Origin of the sequence: Oceanobacter sp. 4_MG-2023 (genome assembly GCF_030689165.1) — a bacterium.
GTDB lineage: Bacteria > Pseudomonadota > Gammaproteobacteria > Pseudomonadales > Oceanobacteraceae > Oceanobacter.
In genome coordinates, this window is the sequence record NZ_JAUYVV010000010.1 from 52532 (window position 1) to 67111 (window position 14580).

Genomic DNA, 14580 nt, shown 5'->3' on the forward strand with positions numbered 1-14580 from the left:
TCGAGCGCCAGACAATCAGTAATACAACACATACTCACAGATTATTCTGAACAGGCTTATTATGGCACTGAACACCATCGAAGAAATTCTGGCCGACATCCGTGACGGTAAAATGGTCATTCTGATGGATGACGAAGACCGTGAAAACGAAGGCGATATTATTGTTGCCGCAGAAAAAGTAACGCCAGAAATCATCAATTTCATGGCCACCGAAGCGCGTGGCCTGATCTGTCTCCCCTTGTCAGCAGAACGTTGTGATTACCTCGGTTTACCCGCCATGGTAACCGCCAACGGCGCCAGGTTTTACACCCCGTTTACCGTCTCAATTGAAGCCGCAGAAGGTGTCACCACCGGTATTTCTGCCGCCGACCGTGCCGCGACTATCCTGGCGGCAGTCAACCCGATGGGTAAACCAGAAGACATTGTCCAGCCAGGTCACATCTTTCCGTTACGCGCCCGCCCCGGCGGTGTTTTGAGTCGTGCCGGTCATACCGAAGCAGGGAGCGACCTCGCCCGTATGGCAGGTCTGACCCCGGCAGCCGCCATTGTTGAGGTTCTGAACCCTGATGGCACCATGGCCCGACGTCCACAACTGGAAGTGTTTGCCGCCAAGCACGGCCTCAAGATCGGTACCATTGCCGATCTGATTCATTACCGCATGGCCAATGAAAAAACCGTTGAGCTGATCAGCAAAGACAAGATTGCCACCGAATATGGCGATTTTATGCTGCACACGTTCCGCGATACCATCCAGAACGAGACCCACCTGGCCTTGACGCTGGGCGACATTCAGCCGGATAGCCCTTGTGTTGTCCGGGTGCAGACCAATAATTACCTGCGCGATGTCCTTGGCATAAAACCCAAGTCCGGTGCCAGCTGGTCATCATCCCATGCGCTACAGCGCATTGCCGCAGAGGGCGAAGGTGTACTCGTGCTGTTATCCGCCGGTCAGCACGATGCCATCGAAGACAGCCTCGACGACTTTTTTGGTCGCGCGCGGCCGATTCCCAGCCCCAACACCGATAGCTCTGGTGCCTTTCTCACCATCGGCACCGGCTCCCAAATCTTGCGTGAGCTAGGCGTACAAAAAATGCGTCTGCTCAGCTCGGAAATGAAATACAGCGGCATCTCGGGTTTTGATCTCGAAATCACTGAATACTTGCCGTTTGACGCCTGACACCACCGATTACGAACTGGAAATACACATGAAACAGATCAGAACTATTGAAGGCAACCTCACCCCGAATGACGGCAAATACGCCATTGTGGTTGGCCGCTGGAATGCCTTTGTTGTTGAAAGCCTGCTCGAAGGCGCAGTCGACAGCCTGTTGCGTCACGGCGTTGATGAAGAAAACATCACCATTATTCGTGCGCCCGGTGCGTTCGAGATTCCTCTGGTTGTGCAACGCATCGCATCATCCGAACGCTACGATGCCATTATCGCACTCGGTGCCGTGATTCGTGGTGGCACCCCACACTTTGAATACGTCGCGGGTGAATGCACCAAAGGACTGTCCAGCGTCTCACTGGAATACAGTGTACCGGTGTCCTTCGGTGTCCTGACCGTCGATAGTATTGAGCAAGCAATTGAACGCTCAGGCACCAAGGCAGGTAACAAAGGGGAAGAAGCTGCGATGTCTGCCTTTGAAATGGTTTCCCTGCTGTCCGCCCTGGAGGCCTGATCCGCATGTCACGTGCTTCTGGCAACCATAAACCCAGTCCCGCTGCCCGCCGCAAAGCACGTGCTTTTGCTTTGCAGGCGCTGTACCAATGGCAAATCGCCGGGGCCAATCTGACCCAGATCGAGTCGGAATTTCGTGCCGATAACGATATGAGCAAGGTCGACCTGGAGTATTTCCACGACATACTCCACGGCGTCCCCCGTGAGCGCTCAGCCCTGGATGAGAAAATTGCGCCGCTGATGGATCGCCGCCTTGATGAGATGACGCCAGTTGAGCTGGCCATTCTGCGCCTTGGGGCTTTCGAAATGTGCCGCCGTCCGGATGTACCCTACAAGGTCGTTATCAATGAATCGGTCGAGCTGGCCAAAGTCTTTGGCGCTACCGATGGTCACAAGTACATCAATGGCGTCCTCGACAAGCTGGCCCAGCGCGAACGGGGCGTTGAAATCCGAGGTGCCCGTGGTGGCGCCCAACGGCGAGACAACCAGGAGCAGTGAGCAGACAACAGCCCGGCAGTTCTGAATTTGAACTGATACAGCGCTGTTTTACTCAGGGGTATCCGACAGATGCGGCCACTCTGCTTGGTATAGGTGACGATGCCAGCGTCATTGCTCCGCCAGCCGATCAGCATCTGGCACAAAGCCTGGATACCCAGGTTGCCGATGTTCACTTCCCCGCCAATGCCCCTGCCCATTTGATTGCCCAGCGCGCCTTGCGCTGTGCTGTCAGTGACCTGGCGGCGATGGGGGCCTCCCCGCAAGGTTTTTTACTCGGTCTTACCCTGCCCGACAACCAACCGGACTGGCTTGATGATTTTGCCCGTGGTTTACGGGATGCGGCCACTGCATGCGGTATCACCCTGCTCGGTGGTGATACCACACGCGGGCCAGCGCTGGTGATCAGCCTGCTGGTTCAAGGCTGGGTACCGACACTCTCATATCCCCGCGGGCTGACTCGTGGTGGGGCCCAGCCAGGGGACGATGTCTGGGTCAGTGGTTGTCTTGGGCAAGCGGCATTGGCATTACCCATGGTACTCGCCAATCCGGCCATCCACACCGGCTTGGCCGCCGCCTATTATTACCCAGCGCCACGGTTAACTCTGGGCCAGTCGCTATTAGGCATCGCGACAGCAGCACTGGATATTTCTGATGGGCTGTTACAAGATGCCCACCATATTGCTACCGCCTCAGCCGTTAACCTGGCATTGACCGGCGAACACATTCCAACAGCTGTTGCACTCGGTCATCCTGGCTGGCCCGACTGCCTGAGCGGTGGTGATGACTACGAATTGTTGTTCACGGCACCGGTGGATCAACAGACACGTATTGCGACACTGGCACAACAGCTGGACGTGCCCTTGACCCGTATCGGCCAGTGCCAGTCGAAGATCAATGATCAGCAGCCGACAGTTACCGTGTTACTACAGGACCAACCAGTGCAATTGACAACGTCCGGCTATCAGCACTTCTAGCTCATTACGGAGTCAGAGACACAGTAAATCTCCAGACGAACATCAAACGAAAAGGAACTCTTATGATACGCCTTACCCGCACCGCCCTGATGTTATGCTTGCCGCTGGCAGCTGTGTTATCCCAACCCGTCCTGGCCGGTGAACCTGCCTACGTCCAGGTGTCTGCCAGTGCTGATATTCAGGCAAATCCGGATTATTTGCTGCTCAATCTCTCAATCAGTGATATCCAGCCCACTCTGGCCGCCGCGAAACGGCAGGTCGATGACAGCTTTCATCAATTGATGGCGGTAACTCGCAAACTGGATATCGCCGAAGAGCATGTCCGTGCGGAACAAATCTCGAACTACCCCCAATACCAGTGGATTGATAAAAGCCGTACCTATACCGGCGAGCAGGTCACCCGCCGGATAGAAATTACCCTGCGCGATCTGGGCAACTACGGTGACCTGGTCCACCAATTGATGCAGAACCCGCTGGTGCAAATCAGCCAGAGCCAGTTCCGTTTTGACAATCGTGATGCTCTGGAAAACCAGGCATTACAAAACGCCTTGTTAAAAGCCAAAGACAAAGCTCACTTGATGGCCACTACGCTGAATAGTGAGCTGGGGGATGTACTGGCTATCAGCGAAAGCGGCTCACGTATCAATCAGCCCGTTTATGCCATGCGCGAAATGTCTGTCAGCAGCAAACAAAGCGCTCCTATGCTGGTACAGAAACAAACCATCAGCGCCAGTGTTGATGTCCGGTTTGAACTTGAATAAGGAAGGTAGACATGAGCCAAACGTCAACCGCGAACACAACGTCCCACAAGCCAATCCCGCCAGCCCCGGAACCATTACGTCCTGGGCGCTATCGTCATTACAAGGGTCAGGATTACGAGGTATTTGGGCTGGTTCGCCATAGCGAAACCAACGAATGGCTGGTGCATTACCGCACGCTTTACGGTGACTTCAGTCACTGGGTACGGCCGTACGAAATGTTTATGGAAACCGTCGAGGTCGCAGGGGAAATACTGGCTCGATTTGACTATCAGGGGCCAATGAAACAAGCAGACTCCACAACAACCAATACCTCGACACCATCAATGGCTCAAACAGAGGATGATTGACGTATGACCCCCGCTGTTAATGCGGCCAAAAAAGCCGCTGTCCGTTTTAGCTTGCATGAATATCAACACGACCCCAAAGCAGCATCCTGGGGTGAAGAAGCCGCTGCAGCTCTCGGCCTCGCCCCGTCACAGGTTTTCAAAACCTTGCTGGTCAGCCTTGGTGGTCACAAAAGTACCCTGGCGGTTGCCATTCTGCCGGTGAACAAAAAGCTGAATCTGAAAGCCATCGCAAAAGCACTGGGGGCCAAAAAAGCCGAGATGGCCGATCCGGCTATCGCAGAAAAAACAACCGGCTATGTCGTTGGAGGAATCAGCCCGTTAGGACAGAAAAAGAAACTGCCTACCGTACTCGACAGCTCCGCCGAGCCGCAAACAACAATCAACGTCAGTGCCGGTCGGCGTGGGCTGGAGATTGAGTTGGCTCCGGCTGATTTACTGGCATTAACTCAAGGAACGTTCGCCGCGATTAGTCACTGACGCGGTCGTATTGTCATTGTCATTATCCACACACAACCAGCACAGCTGACCCAAGGCCGGCGTGACAGTACACTCATCACCGTCAGGCGTTGTTCCATTTACGCTCCGGCCAAGGGCAATATGGCTCACTTGATCATCATAGTACTCATGAGCCATGGATATGGCTTTCCGAACTGGTAATAAATAGCTGCACGCCTCGCTGTCCAGCGTCGGTACATATATATCAGTCCAATCAATAGATGAAAGCTATTCCAGCAAGCAACAAGATTTCACTAATTTCCGAGTCGTTCCAATCTGTAATCTCCATTTAATACAGACGACCACCAGTCTTCATTTTCCAGGTACCACTGAACCGTTTTTCGGATTCCGCTTTCGAAGGTTTCCATCGGTTCCCAACCAAGCTCTTTTTGTATTTTAGTGGCATCAATCGCATAACGCTGATCATGTCCAGGCCGGTCTTTTACAAAAGTAATCAGGTCTCGGTAATATTGCACTTCTGCTGGTTTTTCAGGTGCCAGCTCTTCCAGCAAACTGCAGATTGTTTCCACTACAGTCAGATTGGATTTTTCGTTATGACCACCAATATTATAGGTTTCATTAATTTCCCCCTGGGTCGCAACGGTTATTAGAGCTCTCGCATGATCTTCCACATAAAGCCAATCTCTAATTTGAGCCCCTGTTCCATATACAGGCAATGATTTCCCTTGCAATGCATTTAAAATTACATGTGGAATTAATTTTTCAGGAAAATGAAAAGGTCCATAATTATTAGAGCAATTGGTGACAACTACTGGCAAGTTATAGGTACGGCCCCACGCTCTCACCAAATGATCAGATGATGCCTTACTGGCTGAGTATGGAGAGCTGGGAGAGTATGGTGTATTTTCGGTAAACAGGTCATCCGTACCTTCCAGGTCACCATATACTTCATCAGTGGATATGTGATGGAACCGGAACTGTTGCTGCCGTTCCTCTGGGAGTGTTGAATAAAGCTTTCGAGCGGCTTCAAGTAAGTTGAATGTTCCAATAACATTGGTTTGAATAAAGTCATCGGGGCTGTCGATTGAACGATCGACATGACTTTCAGCAGCCAGGTGCATGATGATGTCTGGCTGGTATTTTTCGAGTGTGTCTTTTACCGCGTCGGCATTTCTCAAGTCTACTTTTGTGAATGTGTAACGTTCATTCTGAGATATTGAATCCAGTGAATTCAGATTGCCAGCATAAGTGAGGCAGTCCAGATTAATGACAGTGTGGTCTGTTGCATTGATCAGGTGTCGGACGACGGCACTTCCGATAAAACCGGCTCCGCCAGTGACTAGAAATTTCATTGTGCTTGACTCAAGTTAGGTATATATTTTGCTGTTTTAAGGCGTTGTCTTTTTTGATCTTCTCTGCTTTCCATTATCCGAAAACAATCATACAAGTTAAAGATACTGCATCGGCTAGTCAATTTCATCTTGATTGGTCTGCCAATAAATGTAGCATACATGCTCATAAAATACATTTGGAGAGAAAATGAGTTCATATAAAGGCATTATCTTGGCTGGAGGTTCCGGGACACGATTGCACCCCATCACACGAGGTGTCTCCAAACAATTGTTACCAATCTATGACAAACCAATGATTTTTTACCCCATCTCTGTACTTATGTTGGCAGGTATCAGAGAGATTCTTATTATTTCCACCCCAGAAGATATGCCATCTTTCCAGCGCATGCTAGGGTCTGGTGAAGCATACGGAGTGCGTTTTAGCTACGCGGTGCAGCCATCCCCTGATGGATTGGCCCAGGCATTCCTGATCGGGGAAGAATTTCTGGCTGGAGCACCGGCTGCATTGGTGTTGGGCGACAACATTTTTTATGGTCAGCACTTTAGTGATAATCTTATCAATGCCGCCAAGCGTAAAGATGGAGCCACTGTTTTTGGCTACCACGTAAGTGATCCTGAGCGCTTTGGGGTGGTCGAGTTTGATAGTAATGGCAAGGCACTTTCCATTGAAGAAAAACCAATCAAGCCAAAGTCCAGCTATGCCGTTACCGGTTTGTATTTCTACGATAACAATATCGTCGATGTCGCCAAAGCCGTGAAACCTTCTCCTCGTGGTGAGCTTGAGATCACAGATATCAATAACATGTATCTGGAAGCCGGCAAGCTGAATGTTGAAGTATTGGGCCGAGGCTTTGCCTGGCTGGATACTGGTACTCATGACTCCTTGATTGAAGCTGGTATGTTTGTGAATACCATTGAACAGCGCCAAGGCTTCAAAATAGCATGCCTGGAAGAAATTGCATTTGATCATGGCTGGATCACCGCAGAACAACTGGAAGCCGAAGCTACTGCTTTGAAAAAAACAGGTTATGGTCAATACCTATTCAAAATTCTGAAGGAGGCACAAGCCTGATGAATGTGATTCAAACCTCGATTGACGGTGTTGTTGTGATTGAGCCTAAAGTTTTTGGGGATGAGAGAGGCTTTTTCCTGGAGACATTTCAGGACAATCGTTACCGTGATATGGCAGGTATCAATGCAACCTTTGTACAGGACAATCATTCCCGGTCCCGAAAAGGGGTATTACGAGGGCTTCATTTTCAGAAGTCAAAGCCTCAAGGCAAGCTCGTACGGGTTATTCGCGGATCAGTCTTCGATGTAGCCGTTGATATACGCCCAGGTTCTCCCACGTTTGGGCGGTGGGAAGGCGTTATTTTGAGCGAGGAAAACAAGCGCCAATTCTGGGTTCCACCTGGATTGGCTCATGGCTTTCTGGTGCTTTCAGACGCTGCAGACTTTGAATACAAATGCACCGACTACTATGATCCTGCCGATGAAGGCAGTCTTATATGGAACGACCCGGAGGTCGCTATTGAATGGCCTTTGAGCGAGCTGGGTGATGTAGAAGTCCAGCTGTCTGGTAAAGATGCAGTTGCCCCTACGCTGGCTCAGCTAGCAGCAACAAGGAGTGTTTGATGCGCTGGTTGATTACTGGAGCCAATGGTCAATTGGGGCAGAGTATGTCCCGCTTATTGACAAGCCATGGTGAAGAGTTTCATGCCTTGTCATCGTCAGAACTGGATATATCCGATGAGGCAGCTGTCAATAACGTACTAAGTGCTATAAAGCCCGATGTTGTTGTTAATGCCGCGGCCTATACCGCAGTTGATAAAGCAGAATCAGAACATGATTCAGCCTACAAGGTTAATGAAACCGGCCCTGCTTTATTGGCTTCCTGGTGTGCCGGCAATACTGCTCATTTTATACATGTGTCCACCGATTATGTGTTTTCTGGCGAAGGACGCATTGCATGGAAAGAGACTGACGCAGTCGACCCTCAGTCTGTCTATGGCGCATCCAAGCTAGCTGGCGAGCAGGCGGTGTTCAAGATTTGTCCGGAAGCGATCATTCTCAGAACAGCTTGGGTATTCAGTGAGTACGGAAATAACTTTGTCAAAACCATGGTCAAGTTAGCCCAGCAACGAGACCAATTGTCGGTGGTGGCAGATCAAATAGGTTGCCCTACCTATGCCGGTGATATAGCCCGGGCAATTTACTCACTGATGCAACAACGTGAGAAAAAAGGGAAGGTTGAAGTGAAAGGCCTTTATCATTTTGCCGGTGATATCGCAGTGTCATGGTGGGCATTTGCCAGAGAAATTCATCAACAGGCTTTGGCTGTCGGCTTGATTGAGCGATGCCCTACCTTGGGAGCGATTCCCTCTTCCGAATACCCGACTCCGGCGACCAGACCCGTATTTTCGGTACTTGATTGCTCTAAAGTGGTGGCAGCAGGCGTCGAGCCGTCAAACTGGAAAGCTGGGTTACAAGCAGTGCTTGAAAGTATTAAAGCGGAAGGGGTGAGATAACATCTTGTTACTCAATCAGTACCGTTAGACCCAATTACTTTTTCGGCATCAGCGTACCCTACGTTTGAAACTCGCCGTATGCAGACCAAAGCTCAGGCGTCTTTAGCCTCTTTGCGGATCGGATCATAAAGCCTTTTATGATCCGTTCGGTCTCGCTCAGGAAGCATCAACAACCAGCACAGCTGACCCAAGGCCAGCGTAACAGTACACTCATCTAGAAAGCAACGCTGTGTACCCATTGCAGCTGCGTTCTTGGTAATGCCAAAGCATCCGCCAGCGGCACGTTATATTGCAAACGCAGCTTGCTGCCAGGCAAGGGCAGATGCCAGGCCACCAGCATATTCAGGTAACTTGGGCTACGGTCTTCGTGATTCAGAATCGAGTCTTCAAGGTCATCACTGGATAATTCGCTCAGCGCAACATCACTGCCTATCATCTGCCAACGCAGGCCCGCTTCCAATGTGCGTTGTTGCCATGACAAATCCAGATAGGCCCCCCAACTGCGTAAATCCAGCGCCGCACTGGCATCCGTGGTTTGTCCGTCAGCACTACTGAGATCACCTTCTTCCTGTCGCTGCTGATACTCGCCCTGCAACTGCCACACACCCAAGGTGTTTTTCCATTCACTGCTCCAGCCAAGAGCAATATGGCTCACTTGACCATCAAAGTATTCGGTCGCCGTTGAGTCATGAGTATGGCTTTCCGAACTGGTGGCAAATAGCTGCATGCCTCGCTGACCAACCTCAGCACCATAGACATCCAGCTTGAACAGGTGTTGCCATTGGCCGTAACGCGTACCGACTTGAGCGGTGATCATGGCAGCACCACCATCATCGGTGGTAGCCATCTGGCTGGTACCCAACACACTGGCGGTAGTTCGCCACTGCCAATGCTCCGACCACTGCCCCTGATAAGCCAACCGGGCTTCGCCTTCTGACCACTCACCACCCCACAATGCCTGATACACCAGAGGTAATTCCGTAAAACGACGAGCATGACTGTGCTGTCGGTTCAACCAACCGATATCCACCAGCTGCTGCCCTGCCCGCATCTCCCAGTTACCATCTTGATGACCAAGCCAGGCTTCATGCACCTCGGTACTGCTGCTGTGATATGACAACACTGCTCGCCCATACAGATGCTGATCCGGCAATTGGAAAGACCGACCAATATCCACATGCTGCAAGCTGATCCCAGCACTGAGATAATGTGTGTCATAGGGCAAAAAACCGGCAATGACTGGAGAAGACATATTCTGATAGCCCATCATCACATCCAGCTGCCACGGCGTAGCATTATCCCCGCTCTCGCTGGCAGCAGCATGTCCGTGCTGATGACCGCTGTCGGCGACTGCCGGGAGAACCACCAGACCGGTAGCTGCCATAACGCAGCAGATATTATTCAAACGGGTTGGAAAAACGCTCATCGCTAATAAATTCCTGGTCAGTCAGGCTGTGAAGAAAATTGATCAGATCTGTTTTGTCATCGTCCGACAGGTCAAATCCGCTGACAAAACTGCTTTTATACGGGTTATCACGTCCATCTCCGCTGTACTCACCAGAGGTGATATTACGTCCACCATCAGCATAAAATTCCAGAACTTCTTCCAGTGTTTCCATGGAACCGTCGTGCATATAAGGCGCTGTCAGCTCGATATTGCGTAGCGTCGGTGGCCGGAAAGCACCCATATCATTCCAGTCCCCGGTAACCTGATATTTGCCGGTATTGTCCTCAGGGTAACTGCCCTGATTATCGATATTGTACAAACCGGTATTAAAAAATGGTCGTTCCGGGAAGCGGGTATTGGTGGTAATGGTTGAACTGGAGAAATTGAAACCATTATGGCAGTGGAAACATTCCAGCTCTTCCGAGAAGAACAGGGTCTCTCCCCGACGAGCCGAATCGGACAGCTCATTATTGTCGTAAGGTGAGCGGTCAGACACCATCGTCCGGGTAAAAGAAGCCAATGCGTAGGTTATATTGGTCAGGGTAAAGGGGTCACTTTCCGATGGAAAGGCATCGGTAAACAGGGTCTGGTAGTCTTCATCATTACGGAAGCGATCCAGCACTTCCGTCAGATTGGCGTCGTTAATCCCCAACTCTTCCGGTGTATCACCCGTCAGAGGAATAGCCAGTTGCAGCTCGATACTGGTAAAAATCGAGTTCCACCAGGTGTAGGTGCCGTTGTACGCCACGTTCGTCAAGGTCTGGGAATTACGCACCAGATCATCACCGGTCGATCCGGTCGGCACGACCTTGCCATCCGTAAAGGCCAGTTCCTGAAAGTGACAGCTTTCACAACTCTGGGTCTGGTTGCCCGACAGTCGGGTATCGTAAAACAAATAACGTCCAAGGGTGATCTTGGCATCCGTCAGTGGGTTGTCATCCGGAATCGCGGGCAGCACAAAGCCACCCTCACTGCTGAGTTGCAGCAGGGTGACCCCTTCGGCTTCCTGCTCCAGCTGCAGATCAAAATCGGATGACTGGCAACCCACCAGAAGTAGCCCACAGGCTCCCAGCACCCCGGCATACCAATGACTCAGTGCCATTTATTCAACCGTAACCCAGGTTTGTGAATCACAGTCATCATCCAGGCATTGGCCCGTGGTGACATCCAGCCCCAGATTGGTGAAGATCTCGGCACACTCAGGGTCGGTAGCGCTCGACATACAGCCCGTTGCACCACCTTCATCGGTTGTGATATCCGAGTCAGCAACCAGCGCAGCATAATCAAAGTTGATGGTGCTGCTTGCCAGCGTCACATTCGAAAAGGTGTAGGTCGGGCGGTTGGGACGTGAGTCGGTACAATCCAGATTGTCGTTATTTTCATCCAGTGTGCAACCGGTGGTACCCAGGTGAATATTCCAGTCAACCACATCCAGGCGGGCATGTTTGTAGCCGCCAGCCCAACTCCAGTGCAGGCCGCTGATATTCAGTGGTGAAACCGCTGTGTCACTATCCAGGTGGTTCAAGTCTTCTGGTACACCCACGGTAAAGCGCACCCGGCTATAGTCGGCTTCAGGAGCTGTCCCTGTGATCACACTGTTCATGGCAGTGGTGGATGAAGTACAGGTATCACTACCATCCTCAAAGTCCAGCAGAGCTACGTTTTCATACTGCCAGTCACTGCTATCCAGCGTCAGGCTGACAAACTCACCATCGTCAGTCGCGACTTGAACATCCGAGACATACAAACGGAAATCCTTGATTGAAGGCAGGCTGCCGTTGCCATCGTCTGCGGTACCAACCAGAGTTGTATGCTCCCCACACGCCATCTCTTCAGCACCGACTGACGCCGAAAACTGCAAGCTGTAGCTGACGGTCTCAGCACTGGCGTCCGAGTCGCTATCACTGCTGCTGTCGCTACCGCAACTGGCCAGTAGTACGCTGGTAGCCATAACGCTTAGAGTGGTTAGTAGTCTGGTGCCAGGAGTTGTGGAGATAATGCGCATAAATGTGTCCTTACCGGATAAGATTTATAATTTGGTGCTGGTATGCTCCAGCTGGCAAGCGATAATGCCGGGAGCATCCAAGCAAATCCATACCGTGCGACACTGTGTCACAGCAAGGGAACTTGTGAGCCAAAATGGAATACAGCGCTTTTCACTCGCATAACGCCATGGGTTATATTCACAATCTCCGGCGATATTGAAACATCATGACTTGATGATACCCATATCTCCTTCTACCCTTATTTACAGAGTCGTCAGCGGGCTGATCAATATCGTGCGCCTCTGCTTTGATATAAACTGTTTTGGTGGCTTTTGCTCGTATTCCAGATTCAATATTTTTTATTTATAAATCGATCAATATATCCGACACCTGGCATCGTACAAGATACAAGCAGCAAGAATTCTGTCGAGATAAAATCAAGCCGTATGTATCTTCGATCGGCAATGGCAAATTGATGCTGTTATCCAGCCTCCGGGCTCACACTGGATTATCAATATCGATAAATGTGACCTTGATACCCAACTCGGCTTCCAGCTGCTGCCCCAGCGCCAGCACACCATAACGCTCGGTGGCATGATGACCGGCACTGTAGAAATGGGTACCGGTTTCCCGTGCCAGATGCACCGCCGGTTCGTTGATTTCACCGGTAATATAAGCGTCAACTCCGGCATCGATGGCCAGCTGCAAATACCCCTCGGCACCACCGGTACACCAGGCAACGGTTTCGATGATGTCTTCATCTTCGCCAATATGTAACGGTGTCCGATCCAGACATTCGCCAATCCACTGGGAAAATTCACTGGCAGTCATCGGCTTGGGTAGATGGCCAATCAGACCCGGCGTGGCGGCATCCAGCGGATCAATGGGGCCAGTAATGGTCAGTTCCAGTATATCGGCCAGCTGAGTGTTATTACCCAGTTCCGGGTGAATATCCAGCGGCAAGTGATAAGCCAGCAGGTTGATATCATGGGCCAGCAAGGCTTTCAGTCGTTCGCGTTTGATACCGGTTATGCAGGCATTTTCGCCTTTCCAGAAGTAACCATGATGCACCAGCAAGGTATCTGCACCGAGAGCAATGGCCTCATCGATCAACGCCTGATTGGCCGTTACGCCGGTAACGATATGTCGGATACGATCCCGGCCTTCGACTTGCAGACCGTTTGGGCAATAATCCCGAATGTGGCGGTTTTGCAACAATTGGTTCAGATACGTCAGCAGTTGCTGGCGTTCAATTGCGCCATCGAACATGATGCACCTCACTTATTTCTGTTAAATTTGTTAGCCAGCAATAATAGCGCTGATTGTTTGAACCTGCGGCTTGCTCGCAACCCCGTGGAGACTTGCTTACATGCCTCGATATTCTTTTGTCCACACCATGCTGGTGCCATCACTGGTCGGCCTGTGTGTTGCCCTGATGATTCTGCTTTGGGCCCCACAATGGGTAACCAGTACAGCGCGTGAGTCAGGACAACCAGCCGCCGCCATTCAACACAGTGCCCAATCATCCACCGGCATGGTCACCAGTTATGCCGATGCCGTGGAGCGAGCAGCCCCCGCTGTCGTCAACATTTACACCAGCAAGGTAGTCAAACGCAAACAGCACCCTTTGTTTGATGATCCGCTGTTCCAGCGTTTTTTTAATACGACGCCGGAACCTGACGAACGCTTGCAGTCCAGCCTGGGTTCTGGCGTGATCATGACCACCGAGGGTCATATTCTCACCAATAATCATGTTATCAAGGACGCCGACCAGATTGTGGTCGCCCTGCACGATGGCCGCGAAGCCAGTGCCACCCTGATCGGCTCTGATCCAGAAGCCGATCTGGCGATTCTGAAAATCGACATGCCAGATTTACCGATTATCCCGGTCGCTCATGATGAACACCTGCGGGTCGGCGATGTGGTGCTCGCCATTGGTAATCCGTTTGGTGTCGGCCAGACCGTGACACTGGGCATTGTCTCGGCAACCGGTCGTAACCAGCTGGGGCTGAATACCTACGAAAACTATATCCAAACCGATGCCGCCATCAACCCGGGCAACTCCGGTGGTGCACTGATCAATGCCAAAGGTGAGCTGGTCGGTATCAATACCGCGATTTATTCCCAAAGCGGTGGCAGCGAAGGCATTGGTTTTGCAATCCCTGTTGCCGTTGCCCAGCGAGCACTGACGGATATCTCGCAGCACGGTATCGCGATTCGGGGCTGGCTCGGTATCGAAGTCCAGGAAGCAACACCGAAGCTGCTGGATGCCCTGGCATTACCGGAGGCGTTGGAAGGCTTGATAGTGACGGGGATCTATCAGGATGGCCCGGCGGATCTTTCCGGGCTGACGGTCGGCGATATCATCGTCAAGATCAACCAGATGGATACCAAGGACGCCCGCAAGGCGATGAACCAGATTGCCATTCTGCACCCCGGGGACAAAATCCTGCTGGACTTTATTCGTGATGGCAAACTGGCTCAAACCGAAGCGATTGCCGGTCAGCGTGGTACCCAGAACAGCGACGCCATACCGGCTGCTGACTGAGTA

16 protein-coding genes are annotated in these 14580 nt (G+C 51.4%); 11 read left to right on the forward strand and 5 right to left on the reverse strand.

What is annotated here, in order from left to right; translation table 11 throughout:
- Positions 1-61: 61 nt before the first annotated feature.
- The 7 genes from ribB to ybaK all read left to right on the forward strand — a co-directional run bounded on the left by ribB (position 62) and on the right by ybaK (position 4738).
- Positions 62-1177: a 3,4-dihydroxy-2-butanone-4-phosphate synthase gene (gene ribB / locus Q8W24_RS09135; protein ID WP_303432650.1), complete on the forward strand. Its 1116-nt coding sequence runs from the start codon at positions 62-64 to the stop codon at positions 1175-1177.
- A gap of 28 nt (positions 1178-1205) precedes the next feature.
- Positions 1206-1682 (forward strand): 6,7-dimethyl-8-ribityllumazine synthase, encoded by a 477-nt coding sequence (ribE, locus tag Q8W24_RS09140; protein ID WP_303432652.1) that lies wholly within the window; start codon positions 1206-1208, stop codon positions 1680-1682.
- A 5-nt stretch (positions 1683-1687) separates the two neighbouring features.
- Positions 1688-2179 (forward strand): transcription antitermination factor NusB, encoded by a 492-nt coding sequence (gene nusB, locus Q8W24_RS09145; protein ID WP_303432654.1) that lies wholly within the window; start codon positions 1688-1690, stop codon positions 2177-2179.
- Positions 2176-3153, forward strand: coding sequence for a thiamine-phosphate kinase (gene thiL, locus Q8W24_RS09150; protein WP_305414189.1), 978 nt, complete (start codon positions 2176-2178; stop codon positions 3151-3153). The genes nusB and thiL overlap by 4 nt, the downstream gene beginning before the upstream one ends.
- Before the next feature lie 62 nt (positions 3154-3215).
- On the forward strand, positions 3216-3914 hold the full coding sequence (locus tag Q8W24_RS09155) for an SIMPL domain-containing protein (RefSeq protein WP_305414190.1): 699 nt from the start codon (positions 3216-3218) through the stop codon (positions 3912-3914).
- A gap of 11 nt (positions 3915-3925) precedes the next feature.
- Positions 3926-4261: a DUF1653 domain-containing protein gene (locus tag Q8W24_RS09160; RefSeq protein WP_305414191.1), complete on the forward strand. Its 336-nt coding sequence runs from the start codon at positions 3926-3928 to the stop codon at positions 4259-4261.
- 3 nt (positions 4262-4264) lie between these two features.
- Positions 4265-4738 (forward strand): Cys-tRNA(Pro) deacylase, encoded by a 474-nt coding sequence (gene ybaK / locus Q8W24_RS09165; RefSeq protein WP_303432659.1) that lies wholly within the window; start codon positions 4265-4267, stop codon positions 4736-4738.
- 272 nt (positions 4739-5010) lie between these two features.
- Here ybaK and rfbB read toward each other — a convergent pair whose 3' ends face one another.
- The gene (rfbB, locus tag Q8W24_RS09170; protein ID WP_303432660.1) at positions 5011-6069 is read right to left on the reverse strand and encodes a dTDP-glucose 4,6-dehydratase; all 1059 of its coding nucleotides are present in this window, start codon (positions 6067-6069) and stop codon (positions 5011-5013) included.
- 187 nt (positions 6070-6256) lie between these two features.
- On the opposite strand from rfbB, the gene rfbA reads away from it, so the two are divergent.
- Genes rfbA through rfbD form a run of 3 tightly spaced genes read left to right on the forward strand, consistent with a single transcriptional unit; the run spans position 6257 to position 8597 of the window.
- Positions 6257-7141, forward strand: coding sequence for a glucose-1-phosphate thymidylyltransferase RfbA (gene rfbA / locus Q8W24_RS09175; RefSeq protein ID WP_303432662.1), 885 nt, complete (start codon positions 6257-6259; stop codon positions 7139-7141).
- The gene (gene rfbC / locus Q8W24_RS09180; protein ID WP_305475102.1) at positions 7141-7704 is read left to right on the forward strand and encodes a dTDP-4-dehydrorhamnose 3,5-epimerase; all 564 of its coding nucleotides are present in this window, start codon (positions 7141-7143) and stop codon (positions 7702-7704) included. Before rfbA ends, rfbC begins: the two co-directional genes overlap by 1 nt.
- Complete coding sequence (gene rfbD / locus Q8W24_RS09185) at positions 7704-8597, forward strand: dTDP-4-dehydrorhamnose reductase (RefSeq protein ID WP_305475103.1); 894 nt, start codon at positions 7704-7706, stop codon at positions 8595-8597. Before rfbC ends, rfbD begins: the two co-directional genes overlap by 1 nt.
- A gap of 214 nt (positions 8598-8811) precedes the next feature.
- Here the strand turns inward: rfbD and Q8W24_RS09190 are convergent, their stop codons facing one another.
- From Q8W24_RS09190 to Q8W24_RS09205, 4 genes are all read right to left on the reverse strand, one after another.
- Positions 8812-10023: a hypothetical protein gene (locus Q8W24_RS09190; RefSeq protein WP_305475104.1), complete on the reverse strand. Its 1212-nt coding sequence runs from the start codon at positions 10021-10023 to the stop codon at positions 8812-8814.
- Positions 9995-11146, reverse strand: coding sequence for a methanobactin export MATE transporter MbnM (locus Q8W24_RS09195; RefSeq protein ID WP_305475106.1), 1152 nt, complete (start codon positions 11144-11146; stop codon positions 9995-9997). Before Q8W24_RS09195 ends, Q8W24_RS09190 begins: the two co-directional genes overlap by 29 nt.
- Entirely contained in the window at positions 11147-12049 is a 903-nt protein-coding gene (locus Q8W24_RS09200) for an MbnP family copper-binding protein (RefSeq protein ID WP_305414195.1), read from the reverse strand. It lies immediately after the preceding gene.
- A 478-nt stretch (positions 12050-12527) separates the two neighbouring features.
- The gene (locus tag Q8W24_RS09205) at positions 12528-13298 is read right to left on the reverse strand and encodes a Nif3-like dinuclear metal center hexameric protein (RefSeq protein WP_305475108.1); all 771 of its coding nucleotides are present in this window, start codon (positions 13296-13298) and stop codon (positions 12528-12530) included.
- Between the two features lie 100 nt (positions 13299-13398).
- Here Q8W24_RS09205 and Q8W24_RS09210 point away from each other — a divergent pair, with 100 nt between their 5' ends.
- A complete protein-coding gene (locus Q8W24_RS09210) occupies positions 13399-14577 on the forward strand; it encodes a trypsin-like peptidase domain-containing protein (protein WP_303432673.1) in 1179 nt (392 codons plus the stop codon).
- Positions 14578-14580 lie beyond the last annotated feature (3 nt).